Consider the following 19,110-nt stretch of genomic DNA (forward strand, 5'->3'; position numbering starts at 1 on the left):
CGTAGTCAACATGAGTGCAACAGTTGGGAAGGCTAGTAGACGAGAACCCCGGTAGTCCAGGTTTATCCAAACTTAATGTCCTGTGAATTACCCAAAATCGTAGACTAGACCTGTCAATCGCCTCGCTTAAGATACCTCTAGTACTGATCGAGGGTAGTCCGGCTACATACAGTATTGATTGGTTCGTGGTGTTCAGCCGTTCTAATGGCGCCCATCGCGGCGGCGACCGTTATCGGCGCGTGATAGGCGGCGCGCCGTCGGACCACAACAGGCATTGCGCATACAGCAGCGCGGCGCGGTCCGAAGGGACCGCGCCGCGCTGGAATTCCTCGACGGGTTAGAGCAGACCGAGCAGTTGCAGATCGGTGACGTACTTGACGATCACCGGCGCGCTCACGTGCGGGATGTCGTTGTCCGGACCGACTTTCGCTTCCTGCACGGCGGCGCGGAACCGCTCGGTCGGCGCGAACGCGCCGCCGGCCGGCTCGGCGGGCTGCAGGTTCTTCGGATCGCGCAGCAGCAACAGCAGCATCTGCAGGACCGAGTTCTGCCGCTGCCGTTCCGGCAGGCCGCGCAGGCCGGTCTCGAAGCGCTGCAGCCACTCCCCGAAGTCGCCGACGCGCTCGATCGGGTAGCCGGCGTCGATGAGCCAGTCGACGTATTCGTCGAGCCCGATGCCGTCGTCGTGCGGGTTCATCACGTGGTAGGTCTCGAACCCCTCCATCACCTGGGCGCCCAGCTTGGCGATCGCCTCGGCGACGAACTCGACGGGCAGCCCGTCGAAGTGCGCGCACTGCCGCTTGCCGTCGGCGTCGAGCTGATAGAACGACTTGGGCGCGCAGCCGGTGGCCACGATGCTCAGGATCATCCGGGTGAAGATGTCCGCCACGTTGAGCTGGCCGGCGTAGCTGGTGTCGGCCAGGATCATGTCGGAGCGGAACACCGAGACCGGCAGGCCGCACAGGTCGTGGGCCTCGCGCAGCAGCACCTCGCCCGCCCATTTGCTGTTGCCGTAGCCGTTGGCGTAGCTGCCGTCGATGACGCGGGTGGCGCTGATGACCCGGATGTCGGCGTCCTCGGTGAACGCCGACGGCTCGATCTGGCGCCCCACGTCCGATGTCGACACGTACGCGTACGGCTTCATCTTCGTGGTGAGCGCCAACCGGATCAGCTCGGCCGTGCCCCCGACGTTGGGCGTGAACAGCTCGTTGTAGGGCAGCACACCGTTGACGACGGCCGCGGAGTCGACGATCAGGTCGACGGTGTCGGCCAGCTGCTGCCAGGTCTGTTCGTCCAGGCCCAGGTTGGCCTGGCCCTTGTCGCCGGCGACCACCTGCAGGTGGTCTTCGGCCAGTTCCCGGAAATGCCGCAGCAATTCGGGGTCACCGCTGTCGAAGGTCTTCTCGAGGCGAGTCCTCGCCTCTTCATCCGTGCGGGCCCGCACCAGGCAGATCAGCTTGCCCTCAACCTGTTCCAGCTGCTCGAGCCATTCCAGAGCGAGGTAGCGACCCAGGAAACCGGTGGCGCCGGTCAGCAGGACCGTCCGCACCTCGGAGCTCGGTGCGCGCAGCGACGGCACGGTGGCCAGCGTCGTCGCGTCGATGAACTTGTCCAACGTGAGGTCGCGGGCGTACACCTCGGTGGCGTCGGCGCCGTGCACCGCCGCGAAGCCGGGGCCCGCCGCGTTCTCGGTGTCGGAGCCGCTGGTGATCCGCTGGGCCAGGCCCCGGATGGACTGCGAGTCGAACAGCGTGCGGACCGACAGGGCGCCGTCCACGGCGGTGTTGATCTCGGCGATCACCCGCATCGCCGACAGCGAGTCGCCGCCGAGCTCGAAGAAGGAGTCCTCGACCGAGACGCGCTCCATCCCGAGGACCCGGGCGAAGATGCCGGCGACGGTCTCCTCGGTGGGGTTGGACGGGGCGATGTACTCGCCGCCGCGCTTCTGGTATTCCGGTGCGGGCAGGGCGCGCTTGTCGAGCTTGCCGTTGACCGTCAGCGGCAGCGCCTCGAGCACGACGACCGCGGCCGGCACCATGTAGGCCGGCAGCCGGTCGGCCAGCTGGATGCGGATGCCGACCGGGTCGGCGGTGCCGGTGATGTAACCCACCAGCCGCTTGTCGCCGGGACGGTCCTCGCGGGCGATGACGGCCGCCTGCTCGACGCCGTCCAGCCCGGCCAGGGCCGCCTGCACCTCGCCGAGTTCGATGCGGTAGCCGCGGATCTTGACCTGTTCGTCGGCGCGGCCGAGGTACTCGAGCTGGCCGTCGTGGCCCCACCGGACCAGGTCGCCGGTGCGGTACATCCGCGCGCCCGGGCCGCCGAACGGGCAGGCCACGAACCGCGACGCCGTCAGGCCGGACCGCCGCGAATATCCCGTCGCCACACCGTGACCGGCGATGTACAGCTCGCCGACGACGCCCTCGGGCGCCGGGCGCAGCCACCGGTCCAGCACGAACAGCGCGGCCCGCGGCACCGGCGAACCGATCGGCGCGGACCCCGCCCCGGCCTGCAGCGGCGCGCTCATCGCCGCGTACACCGTGGCCTCGGTCGGGCCGTAGGCGTTGATCATCACGCGGCCCGTCGCCCACCGGTCGACGACCTCGACCGGGCAGGCCTCACCGGCCACCACCAACGCCGTCGAGTCCAGGCCCTCCGGCGAGAGCATGCCGACCGCCGACGGGGTCTGGCTCAGCACGGTGACGCCTTCGGAGACCAGCAGCGCGTGCAGCTCGTCCGGGGAGGCCGCGACCGATTCGGGCACCACGACCAGCCGGCCGCCGTGCAGCAGCGCGCCCCAGATCTCGTGCACCGACACGTCGAACACCAGGGAGTGCCACTGCGCCCACACCCCCGCCTCCGGCAGGTCGGCGTGCAGCGACTCCACCAGCTGGGTGGCGTTGTCATGGGTGACGGCCACGCCCTTGGGGACGCCGGTGGTGCCCGACGTGTAGATGAGGTAGGCGATGTTGTCCGACGACGGGATCGGCAGCGCCGCGCTGGGCTGGGTGTCCAGCGCCGGGTCGTCGACGTCGATGACCGTCGGGCGGCAGCCCTCCAGCCGCGACCGCAGGCCCGTCGTGGTGATCACGGCGACCGGCTCGGCGTCGGTGAGCAGGAACTCGATCCGCGCGGAGGGCAGCGCCGGGTCGATGGGCAGGTACGCCGCCCCCGTCTTGAGGACCGCGAGGATCGAGACGATCGCGTCGGCCGACCGGGAGAACAGCAGCGCGACGCGCTCGCCGGGGCCCGCGCCCTCTTCGATCAGCAAGTGCGCCAACCGGTTTGCGGCCTCGTCGAGCTCCCGATAGGTCATCGAGCGGCCCTCGAAGGTCAGCGCCGCCGCGTCCGGGGTGCGGGCCACCTGCGCGGCGAACAACCCCGGGATCGACTTGCCGGTCGCCGGCTGGCTCAGCACGGGCCGGTTGCCCCACGCGTCGAGCAGCTCGTGCTCGGCCTCGTCGACCACGTCGAGCGCCATCAGCCGTCGGGTGGGATCGACGGTCATCTCCGAGAGCACCCGCTGGAACCTCTCGGTCATCTTCTCGATGCCGGCCGCGTCGAACACGTCGGTGTCGTATTCGACGCGCAGGCCCAGTTCGCGGCCCGGGAGCGCCATCACCGACAGCGGGTAGTGGTTGTACTCGCGGTTGGTGACATCGGTGATGGCCAACTCGTGGAAGCCCAGCGGCACGCTGGTGTCGATCGGGTAGTTCTCGTACAGGAACAGGGTGTCGAACAGCGCGTCGTGACCGGTCACGCGGTGGATCTCGCTCAGCGCCAGATGCTCGTGTTCGAGGGTGTCGTTGTGGTGCTGCTGCAGCTGCTCCAACACGTCGGCGACGGTCGTCTCCGCGTCGATGTTGGCGCGCACCGGGACGGTGTTGATTAGCAGGCCCACCATCGATTCGGCGCCGGCCAGGTCGGCGGGCCGGCCCGAGACGGCGGTGCCGAACGCCACGTCATGCTGGCCGGTGAGCCGCATCAGCAGTTGCGCCCAACCCGCCTGCAGCACGGTGTTGACGGTGGTGTGGCAGGAGCGGGCCAGCTCGCCCAGGGCGCGGGTGGTCTCCGCGGAGAGCCGGTAGGACTCCACGGCCCGCCGGCCGAGGCGCATCCGGCCCGCCGGGCCCACCAGGGTGGGCGCCTCGAAGCCGTCGAGCACCTCGCGCCACGCGGCCTGCGCGGCGGTGCGGTCCTGGCCGGCCAGCCAGGTGAGGTAGCTGCGGTAGGTCGCGGGCGCGGGCAGCTGGTCGCCGTAGTAGTTGGCCAGGATCTCGCGCAGCAGGATGGGCAGCGACCAGCCGTCCATCACGATGTGGTGGTTGGTGAGCACGAACCGGTAGCGGTTGTCCGCGGTGCGGATCAGCGCGGCCCGGAACGCCGGCCGGTTGGCCAGGTCGCTCACCGCGGCGCGCTCGGCGGCGCACAGCTCCTCGACCCGTTTTTCGGGGTCGAGGTCTTCGGGGCCCAGCTGGATGTAGCGCCACGCCATGACCGGGTCGGCCGGGATCACCTGCACGGGCTCGCCGAACTGCGGGCAGAATCGGGCCGCCAGGTTGGGGTGGCGGTTCACGACCGTGTGCACCGCCTCGTGCAGCCGGTGTGAATCCAGGGCGCCGGTCACGGTGATGCCGAGCTGCACCGCGTAGACGTCGTCGCCCGGGTCTTGGGCGAAGCTGGCGTGGAAGAGCAGGCCCTGCTGCAGCGGGGTCAGCGGCAGGATGTCGGCGATCTGGTGCTGCTTGCTCAGCTCGTCGATCTGTTTCTGGTTCAGGCGCGCCGGCGCGATGTCAGACGGGGTCAGCCCGCCGCCACCGCCTTGCACGTGGGCGCAGATTCCGGCCAGGGCCTCGAACCACAGCTGGCTGAGCCGGCTGATCTGCTCGCGGTCCATCGCCGAGGCCGCCCACGTCCAGTTGGCGTGCAGGTGCGGGCCGTCCTCGGTGTCCATGGTGCCGGCGTTGAGGTCCACGGTGTGCATGAGCGGCATCGCCACCGCCGCGGCGGCGCCACTCAGCGACAGGCTGTCGGGGCTGAGCCGCCACAGCTCGCCGGGGAGGTCCGCGGCCGCGCCGAGCCGTCCCAGGTAGTTGAAGCCGATCACCGGGTCGGATCCACCCAGCTCGATGTCGGGGTTCAGGTAGCGCAGCAGGCCGTAGGTCAGCCCGTCGGGCAGCGCGCGCAGCTGCTCCTTGGCGGCCTTGACGATCGCGCCCAGCGCGTCGTCACCGCCCGCGACGCTCGCCCAGTCCAGGCCGTCGATGGTCAGGGCCACCGGGTACTTGGTGGTGAACCAGCCGACGGTGCGCGACAGGTCGACGTGCGGTCCGAGCTCTTCCTGGCGCCCGTGGCCCTCGACGTCGATGCCGATCGGGGTGCCAGCAGCCTTGGAACCGAGGAATTCCGTCCAGGCCATCCCGAACGCGATCAACAGGATGTCCTGCACCCCGGCGTGGAACGCCGCAGGCACCTCACCCAGCATCAGCCGGGTGGTCTCGACGTCCAGCGACACCGACAACTGCTCGGCCGTCTGGTAGGTGTCCTCCTCGGGACGCACCGCGGGCAGCACGGCCGGGGTAGCCACCACCTCGCGCCAGGCGTCGGCCTGCTCGACGACCGCCGGGCTCTGCGCGTGCTCGGCGAGCAGCGACGACCACCGGGCGAACGAGGTGCCGCCCACGGGCAGCGCCACCGGCTGGCCGCTGTGGTGCTGCGCCCAGGCGATGTTGAGGTCCTCGATCAGGGTTCGCCACGACACCCCGTCGACGGCCACGTGGTGGATGATCAACGCCAATTGACTTGTCTCGCTTGCCCATACGGCGCTCACCATCACACCGGCGCCCGGGTTCAGCCGCGACCGGGCCTCGACGAGCGTCGCGTCGGTCAGCGCGTCGACCGACTGCAGGCAGTCGCCGGCCTGCACCGAGCCCGGGTCGGGCGCCTGCAGGTTCCAGCCGCCGGAGCCGTCGTCCTCGACGCGCAGCCGCAGCATGGGGTGGCGGTCCAGCAGGGCCTGCAGCACCACGGCCACGTCGGCGGCGGTGACGCCCGCGGGCGCCGCCAGCACCATGGTCTGGTTGAAGTCGTCGATCGGGCCGTCAACGGTTTGCAGCCACCGCATGATGGGGGTGGCCACCACGGGGCCGATCCCCTCGTCGACCACGTCCTCCTCGTCGTCGCGGTCGGTGGCCACGCGGGCCAGCCGGGCCACGGTCTGCTCGACGAACACGTCGCGGGGCCGGCACATCACGCCGGCGGCGCGGGCTCGGGCCACCACCTGCATCGACAGGATGCTGTCGCCGCCGAGGTCGAAGAAGGAGTCGTCGACGCCGACGCGTTCCACGCCCAGCACCTGGGCGTAGATGCCGGCCAGGATCTCCTCGGTGTGGTTGGACGGGGCGCGATACTCACCGGCGCGCTTGTGGTACTCCGGCGCGGGCAGGGCGCGCTTGTCGAGCTTGCCGTTGACCGTCAGCGGCAGCGCCTCGAGCACCACCACCGCGGCGGGGACCATGTAGGCGGGCAGCCGCTTGCCCAGCTGGGTGCGCAGCTCCGCCGGGTCGGCGGTGCCGGTGATGTAGCCGACGAGGCGCTTGTCGCCGGGACGGTCCTCACGGGCGATCACCGCGGCCTGGTCCACCCCGTCCAGCGCGGCCAGGGCCGACTGGATCTCGCCGAGTTCGATGCGGTAGCCGCGGATCTTGACCTGCTCGTCGGCGCGGCCCAGGTATTGCAGCTGCCCGTCGGCGCCCCAGCGCACCAGGTCACCGGTGCGGTACATCCGCGCCCCGGGGCCGCCGAAGGGGCAGGCCACGAAGCGCGACGCCGTCAGGCCGGAGCGGCGCGCGTAGCCGGTGGCCACGCCGCGGCCGGCCACGTACAACTCGCCGACCACGCCCTCGGGCGCGGGCCGCAGCCACTTGTCCAGGACGAACAGCGCCGCGCCGGGCACCGGCGATCCGATCGGCGGCGCGCCCGAATCCCCCGCCAGCGGCGCGCTCATCGCGGCGTAGACGGTGGCCTCGGTCGGGCCGTAGGCGTTGATCATCACGCGTCCGGGCGCCCACCGGTCGACGACCTCGGCGGGGCAGGCCTCGCCGGCCACCACCAGCGCCGTCGAGTCCAGGCCCTCGGGCGAGAGCATCCCCACCGCGGAGGGGGTCTGGCTCAGCACGGTGACCTTCTCGGCGACCAGCAGGTCGTGCAGGTCGTCGGGCGAGGCCGCGACCGATTCGGGGACGACGACCAGGCGCCCGCCGTGCAGCAGGGCGCCCCAGATCTCCCACACCGAGACGTCGAACACCAGCGAGTGCCACTGCGACCACACCTGGCCCGAGCCGGACGGCAGCTTGGCGTGCAGGGTCTTCAGGAATTCGGTCACGTTGCGGTGCGTGACGGCCACCCCCTTGGGGACGCCCGTGGTCCCCGAGGTGTAGATCATGTAGGCGATGTCCTCGGGCTCCGGCCCCGGCAGCGCGCTGCTGGGCTGGCTGTCCGCCGCGGCCTCGTCGACGTCGATGACCGGCAGGTCGAAGCCCTCCAGCCGGGTGCGGAGGCTGGCGGTGGTGACCGCGGCGATCGGCGTGGCGTCGCCGAGCATGAATTCCATGCGGGCCGCCGGCAGGGCGGGGTCGATCGGCAGGTATGCGGCGCCGGTCTTCAGCACCGCCAGGATCGAGATGATGGCCTCGGCCGAGCGGGAGAACAGCAGCGCCACGCACTCGCCCGGGCCCGCGCCCTGCTCGGCCAGCAGGTGCGCCAGCCGGTTGGCGGCCTCATCGAGTTCCAGGTACGTCATCGAGCGACCCTCGAAACTCAGCGCCGTCGCCTGGGGGGTGCGCGTCACCTGGGTCGCAAACATTTCGGAAATGGACGCCGGCGCCTTGACCGGCTTGGTCAATATCGCCCGGTTACCCCACTCGTCGAGTCGGTCGTGCTCGCCGCCATCCAGTAGATCAATCGACAACAATCGCCGTCCCGCACCGACGGTCATGACTGCTCCTCCAAGTCCACGGTCATGGCTTCCAGCACCCGCTTGAAACGCTCGACCAGCTTCTCGATCCTCGCCTCGCCGAAGACGTCGGTATCGAACTCGACGCGAAGACCAATTTCATGGCCCGGCACGGCTTGCACCGAAAGCGGGTAATGGTTGTATTCCCGATTCGTGAATCCCCTAATAGTTAACTCGTCCACGGCCGATAGCGCGGCAGTATCGAGGGGATAGTTCTCGTACACGAACATTGTGTCGAATATTTGGTCGTGTCCCGTTACACGATGGATTTCATTGAGCGCCAGATGCTGGTGGTCGAGGGTGCTGGTATAGGTGCGTTGTAGCTGGTCAAGCAGGTCGGCGATGGTGGTTTCGGCGCCGATGGTCGCCCGCACCGGCACGGTGTTGATCAGCAGGCCGACCATGGACTCCGCACCGGCCAATTCGGTCGGCCGACCCGAAACCGCCGTGCCGAACACCACATCGTGCTGGCCGGTCAGCCACATCAGCAGCTGCGCCCAGGCCGCCTGCAGCACGGTGCTGACGGTCGTGCGGCACGAGCGGGCCAGTTCGCCGAGCAGGCGGCTGGTCTCCGCGGACACCTGGAACTCGGCGACGCCGCGCGGGCCGAGGCCCATCCGGCCCGACGGACCCACCAGCGTGGGGGTGTCGAACCCGGCCAGCACCTCGCGCCAGGCCGCCTGGGCGGCGGCGCGGTCCTGCTCGGACAGCCAGGTGATGAAGCTGCGGTAGGGCACCGGCGCGGGCAGCCGCACCCCGAAGTAGCTGGCGAAGATCTCCTGAAGCAGGACGGGCTTGGACCAGCCGTCGAGCACGATGTGGTGGTTGGTGAGCACGAACCGGTAGCTGTCGTCGCCGGTGCGGATCAGCGCGGCCCGGAACGGCGCCTTGCCCGCCAGGTCGCAGACGGCGACGCGTTCGGCGGCCGAGAGCGCCTCGATCTGCTCGTCGATGTCGGTGCCGGAGTCCAGCTCGACGTATTGCCAGGCCAGATCCGGGGCGGCCGCCATGATCTGCACCGGCTCGCCGAAGTCCTCGCTGAACCGGGCCACCACGTTGGGGTGGCGGGTGATGACGGTCCGCACGGCCTCGCGCAGCCGCTCGGGGTTGATGGCGCCGCTCACCGAGATGTCGAGCTGCACGGCGTAGAGGTCTTCGGAGTCTTGGCCGCCCTGGGCGGTGCCGGTGTGGAACAGCAGTCCCTGCTGCAGCGGGGTCAGCGGCAGCACGTCGGCGACGCGGTGCTGCTGCTGCAGTTCGTCGATGTCCCGCTGGGTCAACCGGGCGGGGGCGAGGTCCGACGGGGTCAACCCGCCGCCACCGTCGCGGACGTGCGCGCAGATGCCGGCCAGCGCGTCGAACCACAGCTCGCTGAGCTTGCCGATCTGCTTTTCGTCCAGCGCCGAGGTCGCCCACGTCCAGTTGGCCTGCAGGTGTGGGCCGTCGGCGGTGTCCATGGTGCCGGCGTTGAGCTCCACGGTGTGCGGCAACGGCAGGGCAACCGCCCCGGCCGCGCCGGCCAACGCGAAGCTGTCCTCGCTCAGCTGCCACAGTTCGGGCGACAGGTCGGCGGCGCCGCCGCCCAGGCGGCCCAGGTAGTTGAAGCTGATGGCGGGATCCGAATCACCAAGGTCCACATCGGGATTCAGGTAGCGCAGCAACCCGTAGGTGAGGCCGTCGGGCAGGGCGCGCAGTTGCTCCTTGGCGTCCTTGATCACCGGGCCCAGCGCCGCGTCACCGCCGATCACCTGGCCCCACGACAGGCCACCGACCCGCAAGGACACGGGGTACTTGGCGGTGAACCACCCCACCGTGCGCGAAAGGTCCACCTGCGGGCCGAGCTCCTCGCTGCGCCCGTGGCCCTCGACGTCGATGGCGATCGGCGCGCCGGTGCCCACGAACTGCGTCCACGCCAACCCGAACGCGATCAGCAAAATGTCTTGCACCCCAGCGTGAAACGCCGCGGGCACCTCCCCCAGCAGCAGGCGGGTCGTCTCGACGTCCAGCGACGCCGACAGCTGCCCGGCGTTCGCGTAGGTGTCCTCGGGCTGCGCGGCCGGCACCACCGCCGGGGTCGCGGCCACCTGCCGCCACTCCTCGGCCCGCTCGACCACCTCGGGGCGGCGCGCGTGCTCGTCCAGCAGCGACGACCACCGGGCGAACGAGGTGCCGCCCACCGGCAGGGCCACCGGCTGGCCGCTGTGGTGCTGCGCCCAAGCGATGTTGAGGTCCTCGATCAGGGTCCGCCACGACACGCCGTCGACGGCAAGGTGGTGGATGATCAACGCCAATTGGTTTGTCGCACTTGCCCATACCGCGCTGATCAGCAGGCCGTCGGCCAGGTTCAGCCGCGACCGGGCGTCGACCAGCTCCGCCTCGGACAACTCGTCGACGGTCTCCAGGCAGTCGCCGGCCTGCACGGAGCCGGGCTCGGGCACCTCGAACGACCAGCCGCCCACGCCGTCGTCCTCGACGCGCACCCGCAGCATCGCGTGCCGGTCCAGCAACGCCTGCAGCACCACGGCCACGTCGTCGGCGGTGACGTCGGCGGGGACCGCCAGCACCATCGTCTGGTTGAACTGCTCGACGGGGCCGTCCATGTTCTGCAGCCAGCGCATGATCGGGGTGGCCACCACCGGCCCGATCCCCTCGTCGACGACGTCGTCCTCGGGGCTCGCGATCGTGGCGACCCTCGCCAGGCGCGCGACGGTCTGCTCGGTGAAGACGTCCCGCGGGCGGCACACCACGCCGGCGGCGCGGGCGCGGGCCACCACCTGCATCGACAGGATGCTGTCGCCGCCGAGGTCGAAGAAGGAGTCGTCAACCCCGACGCGCTCGACGCCCAGCACCTGGGCGTAGATGCCGGCCAGGATCTCCTCGATGGCGCTCGCCGGCGCCCGGTAGCGGTCGACGTCGGAGTATTCCGGCGCCGGCAGGGCGCGGGTGTCGAGCTTGCCGTTGACGGTCAAAGGCAGCGCGTCGAGCACGACTACCGCCGAGGGCACCATGTAGCCGGGCAGCCGCTCGCTGAGTTGGGCCCGCGCGTCGGCCGGGTCGGCGGTGCCGGTGACGTAGGCGACGAGGCGCTTGTCGCCGGGGCGGTCCTCGCGGGCGATCACGGCGGCGTGCTCGACGCCGCTCAGCGAGGCGAGCGCGGCCTGGATTTCGCCGAGTTCGATGCGGTAGCCGCGGATCTTGACCTGTTCGTCGGCGCGGCCGATGTACTGCAACTGGCCGTCGGCGCTCCAGCGGACGAGGTCGCCGGTGCGATACATGCGCGCGCCGGGGGCCCCGTACGGGCAGGCCACGAATCTTGTTGCCGACAGCCCGGGGCGGCCCACGTAGCCGCTCGCCAATCCGCCGCCGGCGACGTACAACTCGCCCACCACCCCGACGGGCACCGGCCGCAGCCAGCCGTCGAGCACGAAGAAACCGAGGTTGGCCAGCGGCACCCCGATCGGGCTGACGTTGCTGCCGACGTCGCCGCCGAGGATCTCGCGGAACGACGCGTGCACCGTGGTCTCGGTGATGCCGTACATGTTGATCATCCGCGGCAGCCCGGGATGACGATGCAGCCACGTCGACAACCGGCGCGGCTCCAAGGCTTCCCCACCGAACACCACCGTCTGCAACTTCAACTGCTCACCGAGCTCCGGCGCCAACGCATCGGCGCTCTGCAGGGCGTAGAACGCCGACGGGGTCTGGCTTAGCACGCTGACCTGCTCGCGAACCAGCAAGGCGTGCAAGTCTTCCGCCGAGCGCACCACCGCGTCGGGCACCACCACGAGGCGCCCGCCGTACAGCAGTGACCCGAAGACCTCCCACACCGAGAAGTCAAACGCCAGCGAGTGACATTGGGTCCACACCTGGCCCAACCCCAGCTGAGCATCGAGTGTCTCGAGCAGCAACGTCACGTTGCGGTGCGGGATCGCCACGCCCTTGGGCGTTCCGGTCGTGCCCGACGTGTAGATGATGTAGGCGATGTTCTCGGCCGCCGGCGCCGGCAGGCCGGTCGTCGGCTGGTCGGCCACGGCGGGGTCGTCGAGGTCGATGATCTGCCCGGCGAACCCGTCCAGCTGTGGCCGCACCTCGGCGGTGGTCACCGCCGCGATCGGGGCGGAATCGCCAAGCACGAACTCCAGCCGCGCCGCGGGCACGCTCGGGTCGATCGGCACATAGGCCGCCCCGGTCTTGAGCACCGCGAAGATCGCGATCACCGCTTCGGCCGACCGCGGGATCACCACCGCGACCCGCTGGCCCGGGCCGGCGCCCTGCCCAACGAGCAAGTGCGCCAACCGGTTTGCCGACTCTTCGACCTCGCGGTAGGTGAACGAGCGCTCGCCGCAGGTGATCGCGACCGCGTCGGCGGCGCGGGCGACCTGCGCGGCGAACAGCGCCGGAATCGACTCCTGCCCGGTGGGGCGCTGCGCCAGCACGGCCCGGTTGCCCCACTCGTCGAGCCGTTCGTGCTCGGCGGGGTCGAGCAGATCGATCGACGAAAGCCGTTGCGCGGGATCGGCGGTCATGGCCGCCATCACGTGGCGCAGTCGCTCGATCAGCGTTTCGATGGCGGTCGCCTCGAAGACCTCCGTGTCGTACTCGACGCGCAGGCTCAGTTCGTGGCCCGGCGTCGCGACGACGGACAGCGGGTAGTGGTTGAATTCGCGGCTGCTGAACTCGGTGACGGCCAGCTCTTGGACACCCAGCAGCGCGCCCGCGTCGATCGGGTAGTTCTCGTAGAGGAACAGCGTGTCGAACAGCTGGTCGTGCCCGGTGACGCGGTGAATCTCGTTGAGCGCCAAGTGTTCATGCTCGAGGGTCTCGGCGTGGGCGCGTTGCAACTGCTCGAGCAGGTCGACGACGGTGGTCGCGGCGGCGACGTTCGCCCGGACCGGCACGGTGTTGATCAGCAACCCGACCATGGCATCCGCGCCGGCCAACTCGGTGGGCCGGCCCGACACCGCGGTGCCGAAGGCGACGTCGTGCTGTCCGGTCATCCAGGTCAGCAGCTGCGCCCACGCGCCCTGCAGGACGGTGCTGATGGTGGTGCGGCTGGAGCGGGCCAGCTCCCCGAGGGCGCGCGTGGTGTCGGCCGAAACTGTATAGGTGGCAACGGCGCGCCGCCCGATCTTGCCCGGCGGGGCCACCAGGGTGGGCGCCTCGAATCCGGCCAGCGCCTCGCGCCACGCGGCTTGCGCGGCGCCGTGATCCTGGGCGGCCAACCACATCAGGTAGCTGCGGTACGACGGCGGCGCGGGCAGCCGCTGCCCGTAGTAGCCGGCGAACACCTCGCGCAGCAGGACCGGCAGCGACCAGCCGTCGATCACGATGTGGTGGATGGTGAACAGCAGCCGGTGCCGGTCGTCGGCGATGCGGATCAACGCGGCCCGGAAGGCGGGTTGGCCGGCCAGGTCGCACACGGCGGTGCGTTCCTCGGCGGCCAACTCCTCGAGCTGCTGGTCGACTCGGTCGGTGCCGCCGTCCAATTCTACGTAGCGCCAAGCCATTTCGGGCTCGGCCGGGATGATCTGCACCGGCTCGCCGAATTCGTCGAAGAAGCGGGCCACCAGGTTGGGGTGGCGGTTGACGGCGGTCTGCACGGCCTCGCGCAGCCGCTTCGCGTCCAGGCTGCCGCTCACGGTGATGCCGAGCTGCACCGCGTAGAGGTCTTCGAGCTCGGCCGCGAAGCTGGTGTGGAACAACAACCCCTGCTGCACGGGGCTCAGCGGCAGCACGTCGGCGACCTGGTGCTGGCGGCACAGCTCGTCGATCTGCTTCTGGTCCAGCCGGGCGGGCGCGATGTCGGACGGGGTCAAGCCGCCGCCGCCGGCCCGCACGTGCGCGCAGATGCCGTTCAGGGCCTCAAACCACAACTGGCTCAACCGATTTACTTGCTCGTCGGTCAGCGCCGAGGTCGCCCACCTCCAGTTGGCGTGCAGGAGCGGGCCGGCCTCGGTGTCCATGGTGCCGGCGTTGAGTTCCACCGTGTGCGCCAACGGCATCGCCACCGCCGTTGCCACGGCGGCCGACGACAGGCTGTCCTCGCTGACGCGCCACAGGTCCTCGGAGAGGTCTGCCCCCGCGGCCAATCGGCCCAGGTAGTTGAACCCGATCACGGGGTCGGAGCCCTGCAGGCCGACCTCGCTGTTCAGGTAGCGCAACAGCCCGTAGGTGAGGCCGTCGGGCAGGGAGCGCAGTTGTTCCTTGGCGTCCTTGATCACCGCGCCCAGCGCGGCGTCCCCCGCCGCCACCTTCGACCAGTTCAGCCGGCCGGTAATCGACAGTGCCGCAGGGTATTTGGTGGTGAACCAGCCGACGGTGCGGGATAGATCCACGCGGGAGGCTATCTCTTCGTTGCGCCCGTGGCCTTCGATGTCGATGCCGATCGGCGTCACGGTCCCCACGGACCCCAGGAACTCCGTGAACGCCAGGCCGAACGCGATCAACAGGATGTCCTGCACACCCGCGTGGAACGCCGCGGGCACCTCCCCCAGCAGCAGGCGGGTCGTTTCGACGTCGAGCGACGCCGACAATTGTCCGGCGTTCGCGTAGGTGTCCTCCGCCCCGGGGGCCGGCAACGCCGCCGGGGTGGCGGCGACCTCCCGCCACGCGTCGGCCTGCTCGAGGACCGCCGGATCCTTCGCGTGCTCGGCCAGCAGCGACGACCACCGGGCGAACGAGGTTCCGGGCGCCTGCAACGCCACCGGTTGGGCGTTGTGATGCTGGACCCAGGCGATGTTGAGGTCCTCGATCAAGGTCCGCCACGACACACCGTCGACGGCCAGGTGGTGGATGATCAACGCCAATTGGTTTGTCGCACTTGCCCATACCGCGCTCAGCATGATCCCGTCGGCCACGTTGAGCCGGGAGCGGGCCTCGACGAGCTCCGCGTCGGAGAGCGCGTCGACCGTGCGCAGGCAGTCGCCGGCCTGCACCGAGCCGGCCTCGGGCGCCTCGAGCGACCAGCCGCCGGAGCCGTCGTCCTGCACGCGCAGCCGCAGCATGGGATGGCGATCCAGCAAGGCCTGCAGCACCACCGCCACGTCGTCGGCGTTCACCCCCGCGGGCGCCGCCAACACCATGGCCTGGTTGAACTCGTCGATCGGGCCGTCGATGGTCTGCAGCCACCGCATGATCGGGGTGGCCACCACCGGGCCGATCCCCTCGTCGGCCGCGCCGAGCTCGCCGTCGACGGCCACCTCGGACACCCGCGCCAGCCGGGCCACCGTCTGCTCGACGAACACATCCCGGGGGCGGCAGATCACGCCGGCCGCCCGGGCCCGGGACACCACCTGCATCGACAGGATGCTGTCCCCACCCAGGTCGAAGAACGAGTCGTCCACACCGACGCGCTCCACCCCGAGCACCTGGGCGTAGATGTCGGCCAGGATCTCCTCGATCGCGTCGGCCGGAGCGCGGTACTCGCTCGCGATGTATTCCGGCGACGGCAGGGCGCGCTTGTCGAGTTTCCCGTTGCCGGTCAACGGCAGGGCGTCGAGCACCATCACCGCGGTCGGCACCATGTAGGGCGGAAGCTTTTCGGCCAGCTGGGCGCGCAGCGCCGCGGGGTCGGCGGTGCCGGTGATGTAGCCGACGAGGCGCTTGTCGCCGGGGCGGTCCTCGCGGGCGACCACGGCGGCCTGGTCCACTCCGTCGAGGCCGGCCAAAACCGCTTGGATCTCGCCGAGTTCGATGCGGTAGCCGCGGATCTTGACCTGCTCGTCGACGCGGCCCAGGTACTGCAGCTGCCCGTCGGGACCCCAGCACACCAGGTCACCGGTGCGGTACATGCGTGCCCCCGGCCCGCCGAAGGGGTTGGCCACAAACCGCGAGGCCGTCAGGCCGGCCCGGCGCACGTAGCCGTGCCCGACGCCCCGACCCGCCAGGTACAACTCGCCGACCACGCCGGCGGGCACGGGCTGCAGCCACTTGTCGAGCACGAACATCGCCGCCCCGGCTATCGGGGAGCCGATCGGCACCACCGGGGAGCCCGGCGTCAGCGGTGTGCTGATCGACGCGCAGACCGTGGTTTCGGTCGGGCCGTAGGCATCGATCATCACCCGCCCGGGCGCCGCCCACCGGTCGACGACGTCGGTCGGGCAGGCCTCGCCTGCCACCACCAACGCCGTGGACTCCAGGTCCTCGGCCGGCAGCATCGCCACCGCCGACGGGGTCTGGGTCAGGACGCTGACTTTCTCCGCGACCAGCAGGTCGTGGAAGTCCTGCGGGGAGGACGCCACCGATTCGGGCACCACCAGCAGCCGCCTGCCCCGCAGCAGCGCGCCGAAGATCTCCCACACCGAGAAGTCGAAGGACGAGGAATGGCTTTGCGTCCAGACATTTCCGGGCGGCAGGGCGGCGTCGAGCGACTCGGTCAGCCACGTGACGTTGAGATGCGGGATCGCCACGCCCTTGGGGGTTCCGGTGGTTCCGGACGTGTAGATGATGTAGGCGACGTTCTCGGGGGCCGGGTTCGGCAGCGCGGTGTCGGGTTGGGCGTCTATCTCGGGATCGTGCACATCGACGACGAAAACGTCATGGCCGTCCAGTCGCGGGCGCAGGTCCGCCGTGGTGATCACCGCGCTGGGTGCAGCGTCGGTGAGGACGAAGTCCATCCGCGACGACGCATGCGCGGGGTCGATCGGCACGTAGGCCGCCCCGGTCTTGAGCACCGCGAGCATCGAGACGATGGCGTCCGCGCAGCGGGGGAACATCACCGCCACGCAGTCGCCGGGGCCCACGCCGTGGCCGGCGAGCAAGTGCCCCAACCGGTTCGACGCCTCGTCGAGCTCCGCGTAGGTCAGCGAGTGGTCGCCGAAGGTCACGGCTAGCGCGTCGGGCGCGGCCTGCACGTGTTCGGCGAACGCGGCCGGGATCGACACCGGGGCGGGCGCGGGCTCGGCCAACGCCGGCCGGTTGCTCCACTGGTCGATGAGCGCAGGCTCGTCGGGGGTCAGCAGGTCGATCGACGACAGCGGCCGCTCCGGGTCGGCGGTCATGGCCGCCAGGATCTGCTGCAGCCGGCCCGCCAGGTCGGCGACGCCGAAGCTTGCGAACGGTTGACCGGGGCCCGCGGTGCTGAGGAAGAGCTGGTCTCCGGCGCCGAGGAAGAACAGGCCGAAGTGCCCGACCGGGCCGTGGTTCGTGTACGACGCCGTCGCCGGGGAGCCGGCCAGGTCCAGGGTCAGCCGGGACGGGATGAAGTTGATGCCGACGCGGTTCGGCGCCTGGCGCAGCCCGTCGCCCTCGAGGGTGTGCACCGGGAAGCGCTGGTGCTGCAGCAGTTCGCGGATCCGCTTGTCCACGTGCTTGCAGAAGTCGGCGACCGTCGTTGTCGGCTCCGTCGCCAGCACCAGCGGCACGACACCGGCCAGCATCGCGGGAAGCGTCTTCGACTCCGGGCGCACGCGCCGGCTGACCGGGAAGTCGAGCGCCACCTCCGAGCCGCTGCCCGACCATCCGCGCACCAGCAGGGCGCAGGCGGCGGTGGTGACCGAAAACCGGCGGATGGCCAGCTTTTTGGACAGCTCTTTGATCCGGTTGGCGACGGACGGGTCCAACTGGACCGACGCGGACGGCGAGTAGTGGTCCTGCTCGCCCGCGGTGTCGGGCAGCCGATCGACGGGTCCGCTCTCCGGCGGAAGGCGCTCGCTCCAGTAGGCCTTGTCTTGGAGGTAGTCCTCGGAAGCCTCGTACTCGGACTCGAGGTCGACCAGGTCCTGCGCCGAACCGAAGTAGGCGTCGGGAATTGGTTTTCCCGCCACCATCGCGGAATAGATAGTCGCCACCCGGCGGCACACCAAGGCCATGCCCAGACCGTCGATGGCAATGTGGTGGCAGCAACCAAACAAATAGAATTCCTCGTGCCCAGTTTGAAATAGCACGAATTTGAACATTTGGCCGTTCAACGGCATCGGCGTGCGCTGGATGGAGGAAGACATTTCGCGGGCTTCCTGCACCGGATCCGCCGCGCTCGTCAGGTCGTGAAACTCGAGTTCGACGTGGGGGTAGTCGATCGGCTTCTGGACGACTTGGCCGTCGACCTCGAAGAACGAGACCCTGCCCGGTTCGGCCTCGCTGACGGCTTGGGTGAGTGCCTGCTGGAAGGCGTCCCGATGGACGGGGCCGTCGATTTTGACCAGGAGACCGAGCTGCCACTGGGTGCCGGCGAAGCCTGCTTCTTGGGATAGCCAGATATCAAGCTGCCCGCGTGTTAATGGCAGCGTCCGATCATCCCTCGCCATCGACTCCCCCAAGTCTCCACCACCCGCCCCATACCCCGGCTGGTTACTGGTCAAAACCCCGACCCGTTGCGAGCTTGTCCCGCAGGCTCTTCGGCCTGATGTCGGGCCAATGCTGCTCGATGTATTCCAAACACGCAGCTCGATCGGCTTCCCCGTGTACCACTCGCCAGCCCGCTGGAACATCGGCGAAGGCCGGCCACAAGCTGTGTTGCTCTTCGTCGTTCACCAGGACGAAAAAGCTGCCGTTGTCGTCGTCGAATGGATTGATGCTCACAATTCTCCAGATACATAGTGGACATGAGTGGAACAGCTCCAAACCATAGTGGAGGGCAACACTGCCCGTCGGCGGTTTGGGGAAAGTTCCTGGTGTGACCTGGAAGGCTCTTGGCGCCATCGAATGATTGGTGTGCGGAGGGCCCCGATGCCCCTGAATTCGCAGCAGTGACCTGCATCAATGGCGTTGATTGCGAAATATCGCTATTGGGGCAGGCACGTCCTTCAGGCCGATGAAGTTATTGTGCTTGTCGTCTCACATCCTAGCCGAACGCGTGAGGGGGCGAAAATCACCCGGAGGCGAACCCGCCGGCTCCCGGCGGGGCGCGTTTGAACCCTCCCGGCCGGTGACACGTGATGACTGCTGTGCTTAGGTGGGTGCGCGGCGTTGCCGACCGCTGTGCGGGACGGATAGGTCAGCAAAATGCCGTTTACGCAGGTGGTATCCATTACGATCCCGTATCGCGTTGGCAAAGCACTGATACGGAAGCGACAGGCGTGGTTTACTCATCAAGACCTGGTCGCGCTCCCCGGGGGCGGGGCTCGCATGAGGTGACAGAGGCACGACTGGTCGGCGAC

3 protein-coding genes are annotated in these 19,110 nt (G+C 69.6%); all 3 read right to left on the reverse strand.

What is annotated here, in order from left to right; genetic code table 11:
• Positions 1 to 337 precede the first annotated feature (337 nt).
• Genes AC0KTM_RS14255 through AC0KTM_RS14265 form a run of 3 tightly spaced genes read right to left on the reverse strand, consistent with a single transcriptional unit; the run spans position 338 to position 18,532 of the window.
• A complete protein-coding gene (locus tag AC0KTM_RS14255) occupies positions 338 to 7,996 on the reverse strand; it encodes a non-ribosomal peptide synthetase (protein ID WP_472415911.1) in 7,659 nt (2,552 codons plus the stop codon).
• Complete coding sequence (locus tag AC0KTM_RS14260; RefSeq protein ID WP_472415913.1) at positions 7,993 to 18,258, reverse strand: amino acid adenylation domain-containing protein; 10,266 nt, start codon at positions 18,256 to 18,258, stop codon at positions 7,993 to 7,995. The genes AC0KTM_RS14255 and AC0KTM_RS14260 overlap by 4 nt, the downstream gene beginning before the upstream one ends.
• A 43-nt stretch (positions 18,259 to 18,301) precedes the next feature.
• Positions 18,302 to 18,532, reverse strand: a complete 231-nt coding sequence (locus AC0KTM_RS14265; RefSeq protein WP_003877688.1) for an MbtH family protein — start codon at positions 18,530 to 18,532, stop codon at positions 18,302 to 18,304.
• Positions 18,533 to 19,110: the final 578 nt, after the last annotated feature.

The organism is Mycobacterium sp. NTMscope_Eco_3 (assembly GCF_976985685.1).

What these genes read in the sequence shown, in the direction of transcription:
- AC0KTM_RS14255 (WP_472415911.1), bottom strand. Translation starts at nt 7,996, where the DNA reads ATGACCGTCGGTGCGGGACGGCGATTGTTGTCGATTGATCTACTGGAT.
- AC0KTM_RS14260 (WP_472415913.1), bottom strand. Translation starts at nt 18,258, where the DNA reads ATGGCGAGGGATGATCGGACGCTGCCATTAACACGCGGGCAGCTTGAT.